Genomic DNA, 21,967 nt, shown 5'->3' on the forward strand with positions numbered 1-21,967 from the left:
GGATTATTTATAATGACAAAAAATCCCTTTATCATAAACTGTCCATAAACTTGCTTTCTGGTTCGCAGCTTTCAAAGCATTGTTTGCCCAAGTGTTGCACGTATAAAAAAGACTATAACTTCCTTTGGCTTCATAAAAAGCATCTTTTCTTCCGTAGCTGTGACCTTGAATCCATTCGGGATGAATTGGATCTCTAAAACTATCTGAAATATAGGTAACTAGTTTTTGATAATTATCTTTAGAAACTAAAATACGTTTGCAGTCTTCTCCTTCGCGCAATTGTTTAAAAAATGTCGTGTGCATAGCTGATGAACTAATTCCGAATGCGGCTTTGAAAGCTGTACTTGCTTTTAAATCTGCCCATTCTGGTGTTTCAAGATAAAATCCTTTGTCACCCCAGCCAAATGCGATATAATTCATTAATGAATCTTTTGATTGGGTTTGATTGAATTGAATCTCATTTCTCCAATCTTTAATTTCATTTTTAATCGGAACTACAATATCGGTATGAACTCCGTTTGAAAGAATGTAAATTGGAATTGCATTTTGTTCTTCAACTTTTGCAATATCTGAATTGACTGTGATTTTAGAAATCAGAAATACTGATAATATATACAAAACAAGAAAACTAAAGATTCCGAAAAGTGTCCAGCCGAGAATTTTGAATGATTTTTTTAGCATTTTTAATTGGTTGATTTTAGATTAGTAATTGGTTATTTTTTCTGTAACCAATTTTTGAGCCAAAAAAAATTAATCCTCAAAATTTATTTCTCGCAACTTTTTCGGATCGGCAGATTTCCATTTTTTTGTCATCCTGAGGAACGAAGGATCACACTAGAATTTCCACAAGCTAAGTCGCCAATCTTTGTAGAGTTTCGTGTGTGATCCTTCGTTCCTCAGGATGACAAACTTTGTGGTTGCTCATTTTAAAGCATAAAAAAACTGCTGAATCTCTTCAGCAGTTTTTTCTATTTTCTTTCTTCTTTACTCTATTATCTCAAGAAAAAAAATTAAACGTTGAAACGGAAGTGCATTACATCGCCATCTTTTACTACGTATTCTTTTCCTTCAACTCTGAATTTTCCAGCTTCTTTTGCTTTTGCCTCAGAACCGTATTGAACGTAATCATCGTATGAAATTACCTCTGCACGGATGAAACCTTTTTCAAAATCTGTATGGATAACTCCTGCTGCTTGTGGCGCAGTTGCTCCAATATTAATTGTCCATGCACGAACTTCTTTTACACCTGCTGTAAAGTAAGTTTGTTGTTTTAGCAATTTATAAGCTGCACGAATTAAAACTGATGCTCCCGGCTCTTCTAATCCCATATCTTCTAAGAAAACCTGACGTTCTTCGTAGCTTTCTAATTCTGTAATATCGGCCTCTGCTCCTACTGAAAGTACAATAACTTCCGCATCTTCATCTTTTACTAATTCACGAACTTGGTCAACATATTTGTTTCCGCTTACTGCTGAACTTTCGTCTACGTTACAAACGTATAAAACTGGTTTTGCAGTAATTAACTGGAAGCTTTCTAATAAAACTTCTTCGTCATTATTTTGAGGAACGATTGTTCTCGCAGATTTTGCCTGTAATAAAGCTTCTCTAATTCTGTTTAATAAAGCTTCTTCTGTTTGAGCTTCTTTATTTCCAGTTTTTGCAGCACGTTTTACTTTTTCTAAACGTTTTTCGATTGTTTCTAAATCTTTTAACTGCAATTCGATATCGATAGTTTCTTTATCACGGATTGGGTTTACGTTTCCGTCAACGTGTACAATATTATCATTATCAAAACAACGCAAAACGTGAATGATAGCATTACACTCTCTAATGTTTCCTAAAAACTGGTTTCCAAGACCTTCACCTTTACTCGCACCTTTTACCAAACCTGCAATATCTACGATATCTACAGTTGCCATTTGTACACGCTCTGGTTTTACTAATTCTTCTAATTTGTTGATTCTTGGATCTGGAACGTTTACAACACCAATATTAGGTTCGATTGTACAAAACGGAAAGTTGGCACTTTGCGCTTTTGCATTAGATAAACAATTAAATAATGTTGATTTTCCAACATTTGGTAATCCTACAATTCCTGCTTTCATCTGTTTGTTTCTATATTATTTATTCGACCTTTTTTATTAGGTCTAAAACATTAAACCTTGTGTTTAAATGTTTTGTGATTTAAATGCATTTTTTGCTTTTCTGCCAAAATGATATTTTTCAGCTTTAAAATTTTGCAAATATAAGATTTAATAGCTCTTGCACGAAGTAAAAATGTTCAATAATATAATTTTAGAGCTAATCTTAAAAATTTTTAAACATTTTATTAATTTTTTGTTAAAAAACATTACTTTTATAAAACTAATCAACAAAAAACAAACCAAAAAACCAATTACCATGAAAAAGATTGCATTATTACTATTTCTGCTGAATTCAGCGTTTCTCTTTGCTCAGAAAGAGGTCTCAGGTGTTGTAAAAGACAAAACTGGAGCACCACTTCCTGGCGTAAATATTGTCGAAAAAGGGACTTCAAATGGCGTTTCTACCGATTTTGAAGGTAGTTATAAAATCAAAGTAAAAGAAGGTGCAACCTTAATATTCACTTACGTAGGATTCTCAACAATTGAAAAAGCAGTTACAGGCGATAAAATAGACATTGTTTTAGGCGAAAGCGAAGGTCAAGTTTTAAATGATGTTGTTGTTACAGGATCACGAAGCACTAAAAGAACCGTTGTAAACTCTGCCGTTCCCATTGATGTTATTAGCGTAAAAGATGTTACAACACAAAGTGGTAAAATTGAAATCAATCAATTATTGCAATATGTTGCTCCGTCATTTAATGCCAATAAACAATCGGGTTCTGATGGTGCCGATCACGTAGATCCAGCTTCTTTAAGAGGTATGGGACCAGATCAGACTTTGGTTTTGATTAACGGAAAAAGAAGACACCAATCTTCTTTAATTAACTTATTTGGAACAAGAGGACGCGGAAATACAGGAACAGATTTAAATGCAATTCCGGCCGCTTCTATTAAAAGAATTGAAATTTTGCGTGACGGAGCTTCAGCACAATATGGTTCTGATGCTATTGCGGGAGTTATCAATATTATTACAAATGATAATGTAAATGAATTAACAGGATCCGTAACCTATGGTGCTTTTAATACACATGCCCAAGGCGACTTTCTTCCTGGAACTCCAAACACAAAAGGATATAGATTAGATCAACACGGAAATGGAAATTCATACGGAAAAGATCAAGATTTTGACGGCGGTTCTGTTAGGGTTGCTGCTAATTATGGTGTTTCATTAGGAACTAAAGGCGGTTATGCAAACTTTACAGGTGAATTTTTAAACAAAAATAAAACCTTAAGACCGGCTTATGATTTTAGAAAAGGTTTTGGCGACGCGAGTATGCATGGAGTAAATTTATTTGCTAATTTCTCTATTCCAATTGCAGATAAAACAGAGTTTTATGCTTTTGGAGGAAGTAATTTCAGAGATACTGATGCTTACGCTTTTACAAGAAATGATGGAGAAAGAGTTGTAGAATCGGTTTATCCTGGAGGTTACACACCAAGAATTACATCAAAAATTAATGACAATTCAGTTGCTGCGGGAATTAAAACAGAGTCTTCTGGAGGATGGAAATTTGATTTGAGTAATACTTTTGGAAAAAATAAATTCCAGTACGATATTAAAGGAACGATAAATGCTTCTCTTGAAGAAAATTCTCCACATGAATTTGATGCTGGAGGACACAGTTTGCTTCAAAATACGACCAATTTTGACATTTCTAAAAACTATGACAGCATTCTTGAAGGTTTTAATATTGCTTTTGGAACCGAATTTAGAGTAGAAAAATTTGAAATTTTTGCAGGAGAAGAAGGTTCGTACACTACTTATGATACAAACGGACAGCCAATAACAGACCCAACAACTCAAAGTGCTCCAATTGATCCTATTTCAGGTAATCCTAGACCTGGAAGTTCGCAAGGTTTCCCTGGTTATAGTCCTGCTAACGAAGTAAATGAAAGTCGTACCAATTTCTCTTTATATGCTGATGGAGAGTTGGATATAACCAAAGCTTTAATGGTAAATGCCGCTGTTCGTTTTGAAAATTACAGCGATTTTGGAAGTACATTAAATGGAAAATTAGCTTCTAGATTAAAACTTGGCGATCACTTTAATTTGAGAGGTTCTGTTAGTACAGGTTTCCGTGCTCCATCTTTAGCGCAGATTTATTATAATTTACGTTTTACCAACTTCAACGCAAGCGGTGCTACAGAAGTATTATTAGCTCCAAACAACAGTGAAATTACAAGAGCTTTTGGAATTGGTAAATTAAATGAAGAAAAAGCAGTAAATGCTTCTCTAGGTTTTACAGCTTCTTATGGCGATTTTACAGCAACAATTGACGGTTATTACATTCAAGTAAAAGACCGTATCGTTCTTACTGGATATTTTGATGCAAGCGCTTTAAATCTTGGTGTTTCTGAAGCTCAGTTTTTTGCCAATGGTGTAGATACTAGCACACACGGTTTAGACCTAGTTTTATCTTGGAAAAAAGGGTTTGATTTTGGTCAGCTTGGTGCGACTTTGGTTGGAAACATCAATGATATGAAAATTGACAAAGTTAAGAATGGCACTCTTGATGAAGCTACTTTCTTCGGAAAACGTGAAAAAGCCTTTTTATTAGCTTCTGCGCCAGACAACAAATTTGGTTTAAACTTAAATTATTCCAAAAAGAAATTCGATGCTGGATTAGCTTTTACTCGTTTTAGCAAAGTTGTTTTGGTAGATTATGCTGATGAAGATGATGTTTACAATCCAAAAGTAGTAACCGATTTAACTCTTGGGTACCAATTTACTAAAAGTTTAAAACTGACTATTGGAAGCAACAACTTGTTTAATATATATCCAACTAAACAAGACGAGCAAGGAAATACAGAAGCCGGAGGTTATTGGGATGCTGTACAAATGGGTTTCAGCGGAGCATATTACTACGCAAGACTTGGATTTAACTTTTAATCTTGGGCTTCAACTACGCTCAGCGTGACAAATAATAAAAAATCCTGAACTAAATTGTTCAGGATTTTTCTTTTTCTATTTATTAATTACAATTTAAACTCTAAAGATGCGATGATAGCTTTTTCTTCATCGGTTGCGGTAAATCCCGAAATATCCCAATAATTGGTCAGGATTTTATTCTTTTTATTGAAAAGCGATTTCTCTTTAAAAACATCACTTTCACTATAAGTAAAATTTTGTTTATTGAAACCAGTCGTTACAAAACTATTTCTTACCTGAATATTTTTCGTCGTTTTATCTTTCAAAACAAGATCATATCCAATCTCTTCATTAGAACTCAATAAATAATAATCGGTTCCGTCCCATCTATAATTTACTTTTACAAACGATTTAGTAATGTTTTTATTGCCAACATTTGTTTTTTCTTCTACTTTATCAAGAGTTGCAGGCGTTACTGTAATCGTAAATTCTAAAATGATCTTTTTTACTGGATCGTAGACAACTTCAAAATTATCGATTGCTTCTTTGGCTTTATCTAAAGGAGTAATCGACATTACATAATAATCTTTGTTTTTTGGATGCCCTTTGGTTGTAAAATCATATTGTTTCTTTGCTTTCGAATCTAATAGTGGATCAAAATATTTAAAATTCGAATAATTCTCCATTATATTATTCAAATCATATCCTTTTAAATCAGCACTTACATCTGCTTCTAATAATCCATAAGAGCGATTTTGCTCAACCAGTAAAGTGGTTGCATTATTATTTTTATCAAATTGAAAATTTACCAATCCATCATTATAATACGTGTACTGATTGTCGAGTATAAAAAACTCTCTCACATATACCTTCTGTCTATGGGAGATACTAATTTTCTTTATAGAATTGTTAACCAATTTCTGCAATATTTTTTCTGGAGATTCCTTAGACAAAACTACTTCATCCAATTTATTGTTTTTACTCTTTAAATAAATAACAAATTTTTGCTCTCCATTTAAAGAAGTCCAGCGTACAGTCAAATCTTCATAATTAGTTTCAGAAACCTGAACATTAGATCCCCCAGTGAGCATAAAAGTAACTTTTCCTTCTTCATTGCTCAATAAAATCTGCTGGGTTTTCATTATTTTAACCGTAGCATTTTGTATCGGTTCCAAAGTTTCTATATCCTTAACAATAATAGAATACTCTTCGCTTTGTGCAAAACCGCTTACATAATTGAGTAAAACGATAAATAAAAGTAACAATTTCTTCATAGGCATTATTAAATTTTTAACTAAAGTATTATTTTTTCAGCAATAAATCAACCCCCTATTAAATAAAACATTCGTTATCAACAAACTAACTTTTCAAAATACCTGATATTAGGGTAAAAAAAATCCTGAGCAAAAACTCAGGATTATATATTAGGATAATTGAAGCATTATTCTCCGTGCAAGAACGCTTGTCTTTGCAATAAAGTTTCTTCGTCTTCAACGTGGTTATCATCTGGTACACAACAGTCAACTGGACAAACAGCAGCACATTGAGGCTCATCATGAAAACCTTTACATTCTGTACATTTTCCTGGGACTATATAGTAGATTTCGTCAGAAATTGGAGTTTGCGCATCATCTGCATCCACTTCAGTTCCGTCAGGTAAAACTATTGAACCAGAAAGACTTGTACCATCTTTGTATCTCCAATCATCAGCTCCTTCATATATTGCTGTATTTGGGCACTCTGGTTCACAAGCCCCGCAATTGATGCATTCGTCAGTTATAATTATTGCCATCGTTTATTAGTCTTAAAGTTAAAAGTCTTAAGTCTCAAAGTCAAAATAAAGGCAAGCATAGCTTTTGATTTTATGCCTTTTGACTTTCGACTTAATTATGCTTATTTTTGTGCAAAATTACAATCAAAACAATTCATAAGCAAACATTATGACATTAGAAACAAAAAAAAGTGTTTTTGTTGAATTAGGAAAATTTTTAAGTCAGTTTTCTGAAGATGCTTCTGCACGAAAATCTGACGTTTTATATAATGATATCTTTTTTGATGATTTCGAAAATCTGATTCATTTATCGCAATCCCATAACGGATGGTACACACCAGAGCAAGTTTATTTCTCTGTAAAGTCATGGGCAGATGCTTTAACGACCGAAAATATTGACAAATGGCTGTCTGCTTATTCTTTCGACTCTACTCAGAATGAAAAAACGGTTGCTTTGATCTTAGCGGGAAATATTCCGTTGGTTGGATTTCATGATTTTCTATCCGTTTTAATTACTGGCAATAAAGCTCTAATTAAAACTTCGTCAAACGATCAGCATTTATTGCCATTTTTAGCTAAATATTTAATTGCTGTTGATGAAAATCTAAAAGATAAAATCACTTTCGTAGAAGGAAAATTGGAAAATTTCGATGCCGTAATTGCAACAGGAAGCAATAATACTTCACGTTATTTCGAATATTATTTCAAAGACAAACCGTCAATTATTCGTAAAAACAGAAATTCGGCTGCAATTTTAACTGGAAAAGAAACCCATGAAGAATTGGAAGCTTTAGGTGAAGATATTTTTAGATATTTTGGTTTAGGATGCCGAAACGTTTCTAAACTTTATGTCCCAAAAGACTATTCATTTGAAGCATTTTTTCAAGCAATATTTAAATATCAAGACGTCATTCATTACGAGAAATACGCTAATAATTATGACTATAATAAAGCCGTATTTTTGATGAGTAATTTCAAATTACGAGACAACGGATTTTTGACTTTGAAAGAAGATTCAAGCTATGCCTCTCCTATTTCGAGTGTCTTTTATGAATATTACGAAAACTCGGAAGAACTTGAAAAACGCCTTCAGAATGATTCAGAACAAATTCAATGTATTGTAAGCAACAATTTTACACCAAATAGCGTCTTTTTCGGTGAAACGCAAAAACCTCAATTGTGGGATTATGCAGATAACGTTGATACTATAACGTTTTTGTTAACAACAAAGTAAAAAATTGTTTAATTATTTCGAATATTTTAACGCTTTTTCGGCTCTTATTGCCGAAATTTGCGTCTTTAAAATTTTCGACTATTAACAACAACCATGAAAAAACACAACTACAGCGCAGGACCAAGTATTTTACCTCAGGAAGTTTTTGAGAAGGCATCAAAAGCAATTTTAAATTTTAATGATTCAGGATTATCTATTCTTGAAATTTCGCACCGAAGCAAAGATTTCGTTGCTGTAATGGAGGAAGCTCGTTCCCTTGCTTTAGAATTATTAGGACTTCAAGGAAAAGGTTATCAGGCTTTATTTTTACAAGGTGGTGCAAGTACAGCATTCTTAATGGCACCATATAACTTAATGAAAGAAAACGGAAAAGCAGCTTATTTAGATTCAGGAACGTGGGCAACTGCGGCGATCAAAGAAGCGAAACTTTTCGGTGAAACTGTTGTCGTAGCTTCTTCAAAAGAAGACAATTATACTTATGTTCCAAAAGGTTACGAAATTCCAGCTGATGCTGATTATTTCCACTGCACAAGTAACAATACCATCTTTGGAACTCAAATGAAAGAATTCCCATCAACAAACATACCTGTTGTATGCGATATGAGTTCTGATATTTTTTCACGTGAGTTAGATTTTTCTAAATTTGACTTAATCTATGCTGGAGCTCAAAAAAATATGGGACCTGCTGGAACTACTTTAGTAGTAGTAAAAGAAGAAATCTTAGGCAAAAACGGAAGAACTATTCCAAGCATGCTAGATTACGCTAAACACATTAAAGGAGAAAGTATGTACAATACTCCACCTGTATTTGCTGTTTACGTTTCTCTTCTAACTTTACAATGGATTAAAGAAAAAGGCGGAATCGCGGCTGTTGAAAAATTAAACAACGCAAAAGCTGAATTGCTTTACGCTGAAATCGACAGAAACCCATTGTTTAAAGGTGCTGCAAAAGTTGAAGACCGTTCGAATATGAACGTAACTTTCTTATTGAACAATCCTGAACACACTGAAACTTTTGACGCTTTATGGAAAGCTGCAAACATTTCTGGATTGCCAGGACACCGTTCTGTTGGTGGTTACAGAGCTTCTATCTACAACGCTATGCCAATTGAAAGCGTTCAGGTTTTAGTCGATGTAATGAAAGCATTAGAAAGTAAAGTTTAATCTTTTATGCGTTTAATCGTTAGTTTGATTAAGGTTTAAGCGTAAAAATGGTTCCTTTAATTTATCAAAAAAGAAAAATCAAATAGCTGGTTTATCGATTAAACAATAAACGATTTACCAAATAAACAATAAACACACAATGAAAGTATTAGCAAATGATGGAATTTCTAAAAGCGGAATTCTAGCCTTAGAAAAAGGTGGATTTGAAGTTATAACTACAAAAGTAGCTCAAGAACAAGTAGCTAACTATATTAATGAAAATAATATTGACGTAATTTTAGTTCGTTCTGCAACTAAAGTTCGTAAAGATATTATCGATGCTTGTCCTGGAATCAAAATCATCGGTCGTGGTGGTGTTGGTATGGATAATATCGATGTAGATTACGCAAAAAGCAAAGGAATCCATGTAATTAATACTCCTGCTTCATCTTCAGAATCTGTTGCTGAATTAGTTTTCGGACACTTATTTTCTGGTGTTCGTTTTTTACATGATTCTAACAGAAATATGCCTCTTGAAGGAGATTCAAACTTTGACGGTTTGAAAAAAGCTTACGCAAACGGAACTGAATTAAGAGGAAAAACTTTAGGTATTGTTGGTATTGGTCGTATCGGACAAGCTACTGCAAAAATGGCTCTTGGTTTAGGAATGAAAGTAATCGCTGCTGATAGCTTTATTCCTGAAGTTGATGTGAAAGTTGAATTTTTCGACGGACAATCAATCACAACTAAAATCGTTTCTCAATCTTTAGAATCTTTATTTAAAGAAGCAGATTTCATCACATTACACGTTCCTGCTCAAGATGGTTACATCATCGGAGAAAAAGAATTTGAAATCTTAAAAGATGGTGTTGGAATCGTAAACTGTGCTCGTGGCGGTGTTATTGATGAAGTAGCTTTAGTAAAAGCTTTAGATTCAGGAAAAGTTGCTTTTGCTGGTTTAGACGTTTTCGAAAGTGAGCCAAAACCAGAAATGGCAATCTTAATGCATTCTAAAATCTCTTTGACTCCACACATCGGAGCTGCAACTGGAGAAGCACAAGACAGAATTGGTACTGAATTAGCATCACAAATCATTACTTTGTTAAGCTAATTAACTATAATTAAATTACTTGTAAGGGATTTATTAACATTGTTTAATAAATCCCTTTCTTTTTTTGTTTAAATTTGAGTTCTAATCTAAATCCTAAATATCATGTTTGAACAATTAACCCAATTAGTACAACAATATGGAGGCGATGCAGTTGTAAACAATACCGCTGTCCCAAACGAACATAATGACGCCGTAATTAATGAAACAAGCAATTCTATTTTTGAAGGATTAAAAAAAATTGTTTCTGAAGGAGGTACAGATCAAATCGCTGGATTATTTAACGGAAACTCACCTATTGACAGTTCAAATCCAGTAGTACAGCAAATTCAACAGCAGTTAAGCGGAAGCCTTGGTGAAAAATTTGGATTAAGTAGTGCCGATTCTAGCGGAGTTGCTTCAAATTTGATTCCACAGATTTTAGGTTCTTTAGTAAATAAAGCAAAAGATCCAAACGATAATAGTTTTCAAATTTCAGATATTATAAATTCAATTTCAGGAAACAGCGGACAAGCTTCTGGAATAATGGATACCATTTCTAAATACGGAATGCAATTTGGCCTTGACCAAAACAATGACGGAAAAGTTGACGTAGCAGATGTTCTTGTTGTTACAAAAAGTAAGGGAGGAATCGCAGGTTTTATAGGGAAGTTATTTGGAAGTAAATAAGCTGCTAAGGTTCTAAGATACTAAGATACTGAGCCTTACTATCAATATTTTAAAGCGGTTTGCATAGCAAACTGCTTTTTTGTTTTAAAAAAAACTTAGCATCTTAGTATCTCAGAACCTTAGCAATCTTTACCAGAATCTTAGATTCCTGTTAAACTTCTCCTTCTTCTCATCAAATATTCGTAAATTTAAGTCATGAAAAAAGTCGTTTCCATAGTAGCAATATTACTGACTATTTTAGCTTGTTCGTCAGCATCGCAAAATATTGCGAGCAATGATACTGTGCCAAATAAAAAAGGAAATGATACCGTTAGAATTTCGAATGATTCTTTAGAATATGAAGTTATCATTATCGACAACGGATTTAATTATTGGCTCAATACCAGAGCCTATCCAAGAAATTATCATACTCTAGCATTTTTGGAAAACAAAAATTATCAATACGTAACTGAGTGGAATATTCGTGCTTCACAACCAAATCGTTACAACCCAAATTTATACGAAATGACTATCGATTACCAGCCTCAAATTCATTATGGATACGAAGTAAATTACTTAATTTACAACTACATGATTTATTTTCAAAATACTTACAAACAAAAGCTCGCCGGATATGTGCCGATAAGATAATGTTAGTATATTTGTAATGATTATAAATAAATTAATGGATAAACTTAAAAAACGCTGGGGAATCACTTCCAACCTACAAGCCATAATCATACTTATTGTTTTTGCCATCACCGGATCGGCATCTGCATGGATTTCTAGACCTTTTTGTGACTGGGTTGGAATTCACAAAGAAGATTTAGGTGCTGTTTGGTTTACACTTATCCGTTTGTTAATTATTCTTCCTGTTTATCAAGTTTTATTAGTTGCTATCGGAACAATTTTCGGACAATTCCGTTTCTTTTGGAATTTCGAAAAGAAAATGCTTAAAAGAATGGGACTTGGATTTTTATTTAAAGATTAAACTTCTTTATTTCGCTGAAAGAAATAAGTATAAATCCAAGTTAAAGTAAAAGAGGGAATTACATCTGTAAAAGGCACTATTTCTTCCAAAAAAGTCAAAACACCTGCCACTTTCCCTACCCTTCCTTTATACATCCTTGCCATAATTATTGCAGCAATAGGAGCCCAGACTACATCTGAAAACTCACCCAAAAAAGGAATCGAGAAAGAAATCATACCAATTCCGTCCAAAACTAAACCAATAAGCAGTTTTGACATTCTGTTATCCTCTACAGCTTCTAAATTTTGCATAACACATTCACTTTTAAGTTATTCGAAATTAAAAATAAATTCACGAAACTCTATTATTTCTTTTCTAAATTTAATTTCCAAGATTCCCATATCAATTTATGTACCGCTTTTAGATTTTAGATTTTCTAAAAAATCGCTTCGCTCTTTTGGGGTTTAGAATTTGATATTTGTAATTTAACCATTGTAATTTGATTTTGACCATAATCTTCGTTTCTTTGTAAAAACAGTTTCATTAAATGATACACGCAAAAAATATACATAAATTCTACGACAAACTTGAAGTTTTAAAAGGAGTCGATTTACATATCAAAAAAGGCGAAATTGTTTCTATCGTTGGTGCTTCGGGTGCTGGAAAAACGACTTTGTTACAGATTTTAGGAACTTTAGATAAACCAGACCATAATCCTGAGTCATCTTTGATAATTAATGGTAAAAATGTTCTAGAACTTCAAGACATTAAAAATGACAATTCAAAACAAGAAAAGACATTTAAAATCATTACTTGGTTAGGCTCTTTTTATATCATTGTATTAGCCGTTTTTTTATTGTTTTTTAGAAGCAAAATAGAGAATGATGTTTTTGGTTATGCCACATGGGGAATATTGTGTATGCCCATTTTTTTAATGGTGGTTTATTACAATCGTTATTTTAAAAAGAAAAGCAAACAAGACAAAATATTATCCGATTTTAGAAACTTAAATTTAGGTTTTATATTTCAGTTTCATCAGCTTCTACCTGAGTTTACTGCTCTAGAAAACGTTTGTATTCCAGCGCACATTGCAGGCAAAAAGCAATCTGAAACAGAAAAAGAAGCCGTAAAACTCCTCAACTATTTAGGGCTTTCACATAGAATCAATCATAAACCAAGCGAACTTTCGGGCGGAGAACAACAGCGTGTTGCTGTTGCAAGAGCCTTAATCAACAAACCAGATGTGATTTTTGCCGATGAACCTTCTGGGAATTTAGACACGCATTCTGCCGAAAATCTTCATGAATTGTTTTTTCAGCTTCGAGATGAGTTCGGACAAACTTTTGTCATTGTAACACACAATGAAGAATTGGCCAATATGGCTGATAGAAAATTAATAATGTCCGACGGGCAAATTCTTTATTAATGATTTTAATTGCAATTAGCTGGATTTATATTTTATTCACAACCATTAATTTAGGTGTTGGTCTGGATAAAACAATGAAACTCAACAACAAAAATTTTGCAATTACTTCAATTCTAGGATTATTTTCAACTACAATGGTTGCAAGCATTTGGGCCGTTTTTGGAAGAATTAATATAGAATTTCATATCGTTTTAATACTTCTGAATGTTTTTTTATTGCTAAAATTTCACAATTCGGTTATTGATCTTTACAAGTCATTTTTATTAGAATTACAGCAATTACAAAAAAGTTTGCAGATCATTCTGGCTGTCGTTACAGTTCTTATTCTTTTACAATGTGCTTCAATTCCTTGTGTAATTGATAACGAATCCTATTATATCCAAACCATAAAATGGCTTAATGAATATGGCTTTGTAAAAGGACTTGCAAATCTTCATTTATTTTACGGACAGACGAGCGGCTGGCATATTACGCAAAGTGTTTTTAATTTTTCCTTTTTATACAAAAATTTCAATGATTTAAGCGGTTTTTGCCTCTTATTAGGAAATGTATTTGCCATTCAGAAACTAAATGAATATAGTAAAAATGGCAATAAGAATTATCTATTAGTCGGATTATTGCCTTTATTTAATATTTTCTTTTTTCAATTTATAAGCGCACCTTCTCCAGATATTCCTGTTTATATTTTTTCATTTATTTTCTTCTTTTATTTTTTAGAAAACTTTAAACAAATAACTTCTGAGACATTTTATTTGCTTTTGATTTTAGTTCTTTTTTTACTTTACATCAAAAATACAACGCTAACATTTGCTGTTTTTCCTTTAATTCTATTGCCCTTTAATTTCAAATCGTTGTCAGGAAAACTTCTAAAACCGATTTTATTAAGCGCATCAGTAATTATACTTTTTTTCATTAAAAACCTTATTATCTGCGGATCACCTCTTTTTCCGTCTAAAATATTTCCAACACTAACAACAGATTATGCTATCCCAAGTGCAATTCAGACTTTTTATTATGACAACCTAAAATATTACGGCTATTTTATTACAGCTGAACAATATAATTCAATGTCAGTTTGGGATTTATTTATAAGATGGATTACGTTGCCAAAATTGAATGGATTATTTAATAAACTCAGCGTCTTTTTCATTTTAGTTCTACCTTTTTTTATTTATAAATTTAAAAATGAAAAAGCACTTTGGCTACTTTATGCCAACATGATACTGCAAATATTTTTGCTTTTAATAACCTCTCCGCAATATCGTTTTTTCATTCAATTCGTTTTATTTTTCTCTCTCTTTTGTTTTATCTGTTTAATACAGAACAAAAAATTAATGAATGTATTATTAGTCCTTTCGCAAATCCCAATTGCAATTATTTTATTTTTCCCTTTTAATCTAAGTAAATTTGCAAATCATAAATCGTTGATGGAAATAAGTACATTTTCTACTAATAATATTGTTTTTCCTTACCAAAATTCAAAAAGCAATACCACTTTTGAAAATATACAATTAGGAAATCTAAAATATAATTCTCCTCAAAAAAATGATTTTTTATGGGCAAGCGGTAATGGAGATTTGCCTTGTGTCAATAAAAAACAAATTGATACTTTTGAAAAATATTTTCAGTACATTCCTCAAATGCGTACTAATGAATTAAAAGACGGTTTTTACGCGAAAAAAATCTCAAAAAATGAATAAATCAGAACTGAAAGAATTTCTAGACGAAAAAGTCATTCAATATAACAATCAGGATTTCATAGAAAGTGATCCTGTCCAGATTCCGCATCTTTTTACCCAAAAAGAAGATATCGAAATCGCAGGTTTTCTTAGCGCATCTATTGCTTGGGGAAACCGTAAAATGATTATCAAAAATTCGCATAAAATGATGGAATTAATGGGCAATACGCCTTACGATTTCGTCATGTCACATTCTGATGAAGATTTAGCCAGACTAGAAACATTTGTTCATAGAACTTTTAACGGAAATGATTTTGCTGGTTTTATAAAAGGTTTAAAAAACATCTACCAAAACCACAACGGATTAGAAAATGCCTTTGCTAAAAATCAAGAAAAAGACAGTTTGCAGAAAAGCATCAGTGAATTCAAAAAAATATTCTTCGAAACAGATCATTTAGCGCGAACTCAAAAACACATTTCAGATCCGTTAAATAATTCAGCGGCGAAGAGAATCAATATGTACCTGCGATGGATGGTGCGCCAAGATGCAAAAGGAGTCGATTTAGGAATCTGGAAAAGCATTTCGCCTTCAGTTTTATCTTGTCCGCTTGACGTGCATTCAGGAAACGTTGCCCGCAAACTTGGAATCCTTTCGCGAAAGCAAAATGATGCTAAAGCTTTATTGGAGTTAGACACGAAATTAAGAGAAATGGACGCTCAAGATCCTGTGAAATATGATTTTGCTTTATTCGGATTAGGTGTTTTTGAAGGGTTTTAAACTGCTTAAAATCTAAAAATATACGATTCACGCTCTTATCGTTGCGCTCTTCGACTTCGCTGAGAGTGACATTCAAAGTGGTAATACGACATCAAAAATTACAAATTCAACAAAAAACCATGAATTTAACGTACATTTGCACAAAATTTAAAGCAAATGAGCACTTTCGAAAAATTCAATCTTCCAAAATCATTACAAAAAGCAGTTGACGAATTAGGATTTGTTACGCCTACTCCTATTCAAGAAAAATCTTTTTCTGTAATCATGTCTGGACGTGATATGATGGGAATTGCACAAACCGGAACTGGTAAAACATTTGCTTATTTACTTCCCCTTTTAAAGCTTTACAAATTCACTCATACCAATACTCCAAAGATTGTAATTTTGGTTCCAACTCGTGAATTAGTAGTTCAGGTTGTAGAGGAAGTAGAAAAACTGACTACATATATGTCGGTTAAAACTTTAGGTATTTACGGAGGTGTAAACATCAATACACAGAAAAAAGCCGTTTACGAAGGTGTTGACATATTAGTTGGAACGCCTGGACGTACAATGGATTTAGCGCTTGACGCAGTTGTTCGTTTTGATGAAACTCAAAAACTAGTTATTGACGAGTTTGACGAAATGCTAAATTTAGGTTTCAGACCGCAGTTGACTTCGCTTTTTGCGATGATGAAGACCAAACGTCAAAACATTCTTTTCTCGGCAACGATGACAGATGAAGTTGATGATTTATTAAATGATTATTTCGATTTTCCTGAAGAAGTGACATTGGCCCCATCAGGAACTCCTCTTGAAAAGATTACTCAGCTTACTTATAATGTTCCGAATTTTAATACCAAAGTAAATCTATTGAAACATTTACTGGAAACCGACGAAAGTATGAGTCGTATTTTGGTTTTCGTAAACAATAAAAAGATTTCAGATATGCTTTTCAATCGCATTGATGAGCTTTTTGAAGGACAATTTGGTGTAATTCACTCTAATAAATCTCAAAATTATCGTTTGAATACAATGGCTGAATTCCAAGAAGGAAATCTTCGCGGCTTAATTACTACCGACGTTATGGCGAGAGGTTTGGATATTTCTAATATCACACACGTAATTAACTTTGAACTTCCGGAAGAACCAGAATTGTATATGCACAGAATTGGTCGTACGGGTCGTGCAGATGCAACGGGAACGGCTATTAGTTTTGTTACTCCAAGAGAAGAAGAATTCAAAATTGAAACGGAACTTTTAATGGATCAAGAGCTAAAAATAGCTGATTTCCCTGAAGAAGTTGAAATCTCAGAAAAGCTTATTGAAGCTGAAAAAGATAAACTGCCAAGAAAGTTTTTAATGAAAAAACCAAAACTAGAAGGTGATGGCGCTTTTCACGAAAAATCTAAAAAGAACCAAAAAGTCAATCTTGGTGGTCCTTCAAAAACAAAAAAGAAAACTCACGGTTCTGTCAACAGAAATATGTTGAAGACAAGAAACGAGAAGAAGAAGAAAAAATAAGTCTCAGTTTTCAGTCACAGTTTTCAGTTTGTACAATACTGAAAACTGTGACTGCGACTGAAAACTTTCTAGATCTTAGTAAAAACTAGTCCCACTGGCGAACACAACTGTATTCTTCTTCCAGTATCTGTAATTTTTCCTGTTGCGATATCTCTTTTAAAAATAACTATATCATTAGTATATTGATGCCCTACTAAAAGGTAATTTCCTGTTGGATCAATAGCAAAATCTCTTGGCCCTTTTCCTAATGTACTTTGCTGTTCTACTAATTCTAAAGCTCCTGTTTTAAGAATTTTATAAACCGAAATAGCATTAGCATCAACACGATCAGAAACATATAAAAAGTTTCCGTCAGGCGAAAGCTTAATTGCCGCTGCTCCTGTTCCTCCTTTAAAATCTTTTGGCAAAATACTTGTTTCAGCAACTACTTTTAAACTTCCTGTTTTATCCCAGCTTAAAGTCGTTAAAGTTCCATCTAATTCCTGAACTAAATAAACAAATTTCCCGTCTTTGCTGAAAGTTAAATGTCTTGGCCCGCTTCCTGGTTTTACATCTACACTTCCTTTTAAAGTTAGAATTTCGCTTTTTGAAGCTGGATTATATTTATAAATAAAAACTTTATCTAAACCTAAATCGTTCGAAAGCACAAACTTTTTATCTGGCGAAAAAACAACCATATGCACGTGCGCTTTTTCCTGACGAGCCGCATTTGGTCCTTTTCCTTCATGCTGAATCAATTGCTGAACTTCTGTAATGCTTCCATCTGTGTTTTTCTTAAAAACTACAATGTTTCCACCAGAATAATTCGCAACGATTACATTTTTATCATCATTAATCAAATGACAGGGATCTGCTCCTAAAGCATCATTTTTATTCAAAAAATTCACTTTTCCAGAACCCGAATCGTACGAAAAGGCACTTACGGTACTTTGTGTCCCGTTTTCGTTTACTGCATAAATAAACTTATTGTCAGCAGAAACCGACAAATAACTTGGACTCACAACGTTTTCAGAAGAATTTTTCAATTTATACTCACCGTTTGTAACATCAAATTCATAAACATAGATTCCGTTACTTTGGCAAGTATTGGTATAGGTTCCAACCAATAAATTGAACTTATTTTGAGCTTTAACCGTGGTTAATGATAAAGCTGAAAATAACACTAGATATATTTTTTTCATAGTTTGTTTTTTTGAATTAGCTAAAATAAGCAATAATATTTGTTCAAAATAAATTCTTTATCACAAAGAATTTACAAAAGTTCCATTTTTTGGTATTTTTTAAAACCCTATAAGTTATATAAGTCTGACTTTCGACTTTTGACTTTCGACTTTACTTATAATCTCTTACATGAACTTATATGGTTTAATAAATTTTTAATTCGTATTTTTGACCAGCATCTTCGCGAAAAACAAAACGTAGTGAAGTAAATCGAAGCCAGAATGCATTTTAAACATCCCGAAATTCTATACTTTCTGTTTTTATTGATCGTTCCATTTTTGGTTCACTTATTTCAATTAAGACGATTTAAAACTTCCTATTTTACCAATGTTCGATTCTTAAAAGAACTTGCTATTCAGACTCGTAAAAGTTCTAAAATCAAAAAAAGACTTTTATTAGCCACACGTTTATTATTACTTACTTGTGCGATTATCGCGTTTGCACAACCTTTTTTTGAAGCCGCCGACAGCAAGAACGCTTCAAATGAAATGTATATTGTACTTGACAATTCGTTCAGTATGCAGGCAAAAGGCAAAAAAGGCGAATTGTTAAAAAGAGCTGTTCAAGAATTACTTGAAAATACTCCCGAAAACACTCAGTTTTCACTTTTAACAAACACCGAAAACTTTTGGAATACTGATATAAAATCATCTAAAAGCGCTTTACAAAATCTAAAATACAGCGCAACTTCTTTTGATCTTTCGGCAATTACAGCTAAAATTAAAGCACATAAATCGGCTTACAAAAAAGATATTGTCATTATTACAGATGCCGTTGGTTTAAAAGAAAAAGATATTGCTACTATAGATTTTGAAGAGAAACCCTATTTCATAGTTCCAGAAGCAGAACAGAAAAACAACGTTTCTATTGATAGCGTTTACATTAATCAAACTTTAGAAAACTTCTATGAAATTGGCATTAATTTGTCTGCTTATGGCGAAGATTTCAAACCTATTTCTACAGCTTTATATAATCAAAACAAACTGATTGCCAAAACAATTATCAATTTTGATACGAAGAAAAAGAAAATCAATTTCACAATTCCAAAAGAAGCTTTTCATGGATATGTTGCAATTGAAGACAACGGTTTAACTTATGACAACAAATTGTTTTTCAGTATTTCTAAAAGCAAAAAAACAAACGTTATCAGCATTGGCGAACCTGAAAAAAGTAATTTCTTGTCTCGAATTTACACATCTGCAGAATTCAATTATAACAATTACCCAATCAGCGCTTTAGATTATAATAGTTTAGAAAAACAAAATACTATTATTCTAAACGAATTAATTGACATTCCGCAAGCATTGCAAACGACTTTAAAAGCTTTTGTCTCTAAAGGAGGAAATTTGGTTGTTATTCCATCTGAAAAAACATCTCTTTCAAGCTTAAATGCATTGTTGGGGAATTTTGGGAAAATTCAATTCGGAAATTTAGAAACCAACAGTAAATTAATCACTAAAATTAATTTTGATCATCCATTATTTTCAGGCGTTTTCGAAAACAAAATAACCAATTTCCAATATCCGAAAGTAAACGGTTCGTTTGCTGTTTCGAGCTCTTATCCAGCTGTTCTCTCTTTTGAAGATCAGACTCCATTTGTAACAGCTGTTCAAAATCAAGTTGCAGGAATAACTGTTTTTACAGCACCAATTAATAGTGCAAATTCTAATTTTCAGCAATCTCCTTTAATTGTTCCTTTGTTTTATAAAATAGCTCAAAACAATCAGAAAACTGGCGTAAATGCTTTAACAATTGGAAACAATCAGCCTTATTTTGTTGATGTTTTATTGACTAAAGATGCAATTTTAGAAGTAAAAGGAACAGAAGATTCTTTTATTCCAGTTCAGCAGATTCTAAACAATAAAGTAAAATTAACTTTTAATGATTTCCCAGAAACTGCTGGAAATTATGGAATTTTCGACAAAAAAGAATGGGTAGAAAATATCAGTTTTAATTACAATAGAACCGAAAGTGATTTAAGTCAAGTAAACACTAATGTAGTTTCTGATTTTAAAACTGCCGATACGATTTCGACTATTTTTAATACGCTACAAACTGAACGAACTGACAGCCAAATTTGGAAATGGTTTGTTATCTTTGCACTGTTATTTTTAGCATTAGAAATGGCAATTATAAAATTTGTAAAATAGAATTCGCGTTTGTTTAAAAGCATTTTACTTTTTACAAAAATCATTTTACGACAAAAAAATATCTACATATGAAACTAATCATCAAAAGCGCCAAAATTATCGACTCAAAAAGTCCGTTTCACAACAAGACTGTTGATCTTTTAATTGCAGATGGTGTAATAGAAAAAATAGGAGTTTCTCTTCCAAATGACGATGCAGAAGTAGTGCGATTTGATAATCTTCATGTTTCTCAAGGCTGGTTTGATAGCAGTGTTTCTCTTGGAGAACCAGGTTATGAAGACAGAGAAACCATTTCAAACGGATTGAACGTTGCCGCAAAAAGCGGATTCACAGCAATTGGATTACAGCCAAACTCTTTACCAATTATTGACAATCAATCTCAGGTAAATTTTGTAAAAAATAAAGCAAATGGTTTTGCGACAGAAATTTTCCCAATCGGCGCATTAACTAAAGCCAGCGAAGGAAAAGACATGGCAGAACTTTTTGATATGAAAAACTCGGGAGCAATCGCTTTTGGAGATTATAATAAAAGTATTGACAACGCTAATATTCTGAAAATCGCTTTACAATACGTGCAGGATTTTGACGGATTGGTAATTGCATATTCGCAAGATCCAAACATTAAAGGAAATGGTGTTGCAAACGAAGGAATTGTTTCTACAAGATTAGGCTTGAAAGGAATTCCAAATCTTGCCGAAGAACTTCAAATTTCAAGAAACTTATTTTTATTGGAATATACTGGCGGAAAACTTCATATTCCGACTATTTCTACGGCAAAATCGGTGGAATTAATTAGAGAAGCCAAAGCTAAAGGTTTACAAGTAACTTGCAGCGCATCTGTACATCATTTGGTTTTAACCGATGAAAAACTAGACGGTTTTGATACTCGTTTTAAAGTTACGCCACCATTGCGTACAGAAGTTGACAGACAAGCTTTGCTTAACGGAGTTGCTGACGGAACTATCGACTTGATTACTTCAGACCATAATCCGATTGATATTGAATTCAAAAAAATGGAATTTGATACAGCTAAAAACGGAACAATTGGACTAGAAAGCGCTTTTGGAGCTTTATTAACGGTTTTACCAGTAGAAACAATTGTTTCGAAATTAACTGCTGCAAGAAGTATTTTTGGTTTAGAAAACAACACAATTGAAGAAGGCGCAAAAGCTAATATCACTTTGTTTACAACAGAAGGAAAATCAACTTTTACTAAAGAAAACATCCTTTCAAAATCTAAAAATTCTGCTTTCTTAGGAACTGAACTTAAAGGTTCTGTTTACGGAATTTTTAATCAAAATCAACTAGTTACAAAATAATACA

Annotated in this window: 18 protein-coding genes and 2 pseudogenes; 14 read left to right on the forward strand and 6 right to left on the reverse strand. The window is 32.7% G+C overall.

Features of this window, described 5'->3' with window-relative positions:
- Nucleotides 1-3: 3 nt before the first annotated feature.
- Together OD917_RS19200 and ychF are read right to left on the reverse strand one after the other, a co-directional pair.
- Entirely contained in the window at nt 4-681 is a 678-nt protein-coding gene (locus OD917_RS19200) for a TIGR02117 family protein (RefSeq protein WP_263525035.1), read from the reverse strand.
- 329 nt (nt 682-1,010) lie between these two features.
- A complete protein-coding gene (gene ychF / locus OD917_RS19205) occupies nt 1,011-2,105 on the reverse strand; it encodes a redox-regulated ATPase YchF (protein WP_263525036.1) in 1,095 nt (364 codons plus the stop codon).
- Between the two features lie 295 nt (nt 2,106-2,400).
- Between ychF and OD917_RS19210 the strand changes: the two genes are divergently transcribed.
- On the forward strand, nt 2,401-5,034 hold the full coding sequence (locus tag OD917_RS19210) for a TonB-dependent receptor (protein WP_263525037.1): 2,634 nt from the start codon (nt 2,401-2,403) through the stop codon (nt 5,032-5,034).
- A gap of 86 nt (nt 5,035-5,120) precedes the next feature.
- On the opposite strand, the gene OD917_RS19215 is transcribed toward OD917_RS19210, so the two are convergent.
- Together OD917_RS19215 and OD917_RS19220 are read right to left on the reverse strand one after the other, a co-directional pair.
- Nucleotides 5,121-6,287 carry a hypothetical protein gene (locus OD917_RS19215; protein WP_263525038.1) on the reverse strand — a complete coding sequence of 389 codons (1,167 nt, stop codon included), beginning with the start codon at nt 6,285-6,287 and terminating at the stop codon, nt 5,121-5,123.
- 167 nt (nt 6,288-6,454) lie between these two features.
- Complete coding sequence (locus OD917_RS19220; RefSeq protein WP_111286635.1) at nt 6,455-6,805, reverse strand: 4Fe-4S dicluster domain-containing protein; 351 nt, start codon at nt 6,803-6,805, stop codon at nt 6,455-6,457.
- A 148-nt stretch (nt 6,806-6,953) separates the two neighbouring features.
- Between OD917_RS19220 and OD917_RS19225 the strand changes: the two genes are divergently transcribed.
- The 6 genes from OD917_RS19225 (at nt 6,954) to OD917_RS19250 (ending at nt 11,908) form a co-directional block, all read left to right on the forward strand.
- Nucleotides 6,954-8,018: an acyl-CoA reductase gene (locus tag OD917_RS19225; protein ID WP_263525039.1), complete on the forward strand. Its 1,065-nt coding sequence runs from the start codon at nt 6,954-6,956 to the stop codon at nt 8,016-8,018.
- A gap of 93 nt (nt 8,019-8,111) precedes the next feature.
- Nucleotides 8,112-9,182: a 3-phosphoserine/phosphohydroxythreonine transaminase gene (gene serC, locus OD917_RS19230; protein WP_263525040.1), complete on the forward strand. Its 1,071-nt coding sequence runs from the start codon at nt 8,112-8,114 to the stop codon at nt 9,180-9,182.
- Between the two features lie 139 nt (nt 9,183-9,321).
- Nucleotides 9,322-10,272, forward strand: a complete 951-nt coding sequence (locus OD917_RS19235; RefSeq protein ID WP_263525041.1) for a D-2-hydroxyacid dehydrogenase — start codon at nt 9,322-9,324, stop codon at nt 10,270-10,272.
- 102 nt (nt 10,273-10,374) lie between these two features.
- Nucleotides 10,375-10,938, forward strand: coding sequence for a DUF937 domain-containing protein (locus OD917_RS19240; RefSeq protein ID WP_263525042.1), 564 nt, complete (start codon nt 10,375-10,377; stop codon nt 10,936-10,938).
- 195 nt (nt 10,939-11,133) lie between these two features.
- Nucleotides 11,134-11,568, forward strand: a complete 435-nt coding sequence (locus tag OD917_RS19245) for a DUF6146 family protein (RefSeq protein WP_263525043.1) — start codon at nt 11,134-11,136, stop codon at nt 11,566-11,568.
- Nucleotides 11,569-11,602: 34 nt separating this feature from the next.
- A complete protein-coding gene (locus tag OD917_RS19250; RefSeq protein WP_263525044.1) occupies nt 11,603-11,908 on the forward strand; it encodes a DUF6787 family protein in 306 nt (101 codons plus the stop codon).
- On the opposite strand, the gene OD917_RS19255 is transcribed toward OD917_RS19250, so the two are convergent.
- Nucleotides 11,905-12,198, reverse strand: a complete 294-nt coding sequence (locus OD917_RS19255; RefSeq protein ID WP_263525045.1) for a hypothetical protein — start codon at nt 12,196-12,198, stop codon at nt 11,905-11,907. The two genes, OD917_RS19250 and OD917_RS19255, sit on opposite strands and share 4 nt — an antisense overlap.
- A gap of 236 nt (nt 12,199-12,434) precedes the next feature.
- Here OD917_RS19255 and OD917_RS22615 point away from each other — a divergent pair.
- The 5 genes and pseudogenes from OD917_RS22615 to OD917_RS19275 form a co-directional block, all read left to right on the forward strand.
- A pseudogene (locus OD917_RS22615) lies at nt 12,435-12,647 on the forward strand (ATP-binding cassette domain-containing protein); the annotation flags it as partial.
- Nucleotides 12,648-12,863: 216 nt separating this feature from the next.
- Nucleotides 12,864-13,313, forward strand: a pseudogene (locus OD917_RS22620) (ABC transporter ATP-binding protein); the annotation flags it as partial.
- Entirely contained in the window at nt 13,313-15,013 is a 1,701-nt protein-coding gene (locus OD917_RS19265) for an LIC_10190 family membrane protein (RefSeq protein WP_263525047.1), read from the forward strand. The pseudogene OD917_RS22620 and the gene OD917_RS19265, both read left to right, overlap by 1 nt.
- Nucleotides 15,006-15,770: a TIGR02757 family protein gene (locus OD917_RS19270; protein WP_263525048.1), complete on the forward strand. Its 765-nt coding sequence runs from the start codon at nt 15,006-15,008 to the stop codon at nt 15,768-15,770. The genes OD917_RS19265 and OD917_RS19270 overlap by 8 nt, the downstream gene beginning before the upstream one ends.
- Nucleotides 15,771-15,926: 156 nt before the next feature.
- On the forward strand, nt 15,927-17,273 hold the full coding sequence (locus OD917_RS19275) for a DEAD/DEAH box helicase (RefSeq protein ID WP_263525049.1): 1,347 nt from the start codon (nt 15,927-15,929) through the stop codon (nt 17,271-17,273).
- 68 nt (nt 17,274-17,341) lie between these two features.
- Here the strand turns inward: OD917_RS19275 and OD917_RS19280 are convergent, their stop codons facing one another.
- Nucleotides 17,342-18,454 carry a lactonase family protein gene (locus OD917_RS19280; protein ID WP_263525050.1) on the reverse strand — a complete coding sequence of 371 codons (1,113 nt, stop codon included), beginning with the start codon at nt 18,452-18,454 and terminating at the stop codon, nt 17,342-17,344.
- Nucleotides 18,455-18,715: 261 nt separating this feature from the next.
- Between OD917_RS19280 and OD917_RS19285 the strand changes: the two genes are divergently transcribed.
- Complete coding sequence (locus tag OD917_RS19285) at nt 18,716-20,644, forward strand: vWA domain-containing protein (RefSeq protein ID WP_263525051.1); 1,929 nt, start codon at nt 18,716-18,718, stop codon at nt 20,642-20,644.
- 68 nt (nt 20,645-20,712) lie between these two features.
- Nucleotides 20,713-21,963: a dihydroorotase gene (locus OD917_RS19290; protein WP_263525052.1), complete on the forward strand. Its 1,251-nt coding sequence runs from the start codon at nt 20,713-20,715 to the stop codon at nt 21,961-21,963.
- Nucleotides 21,964-21,967: the final 4 nt, after the last annotated feature.

Source organism: Flavobacterium sp. SH_e, assembly GCF_025717045.1.
Lineage (GTDB): Bacteria > Bacteroidota > Bacteroidia > Flavobacteriales > Flavobacteriaceae > Flavobacterium.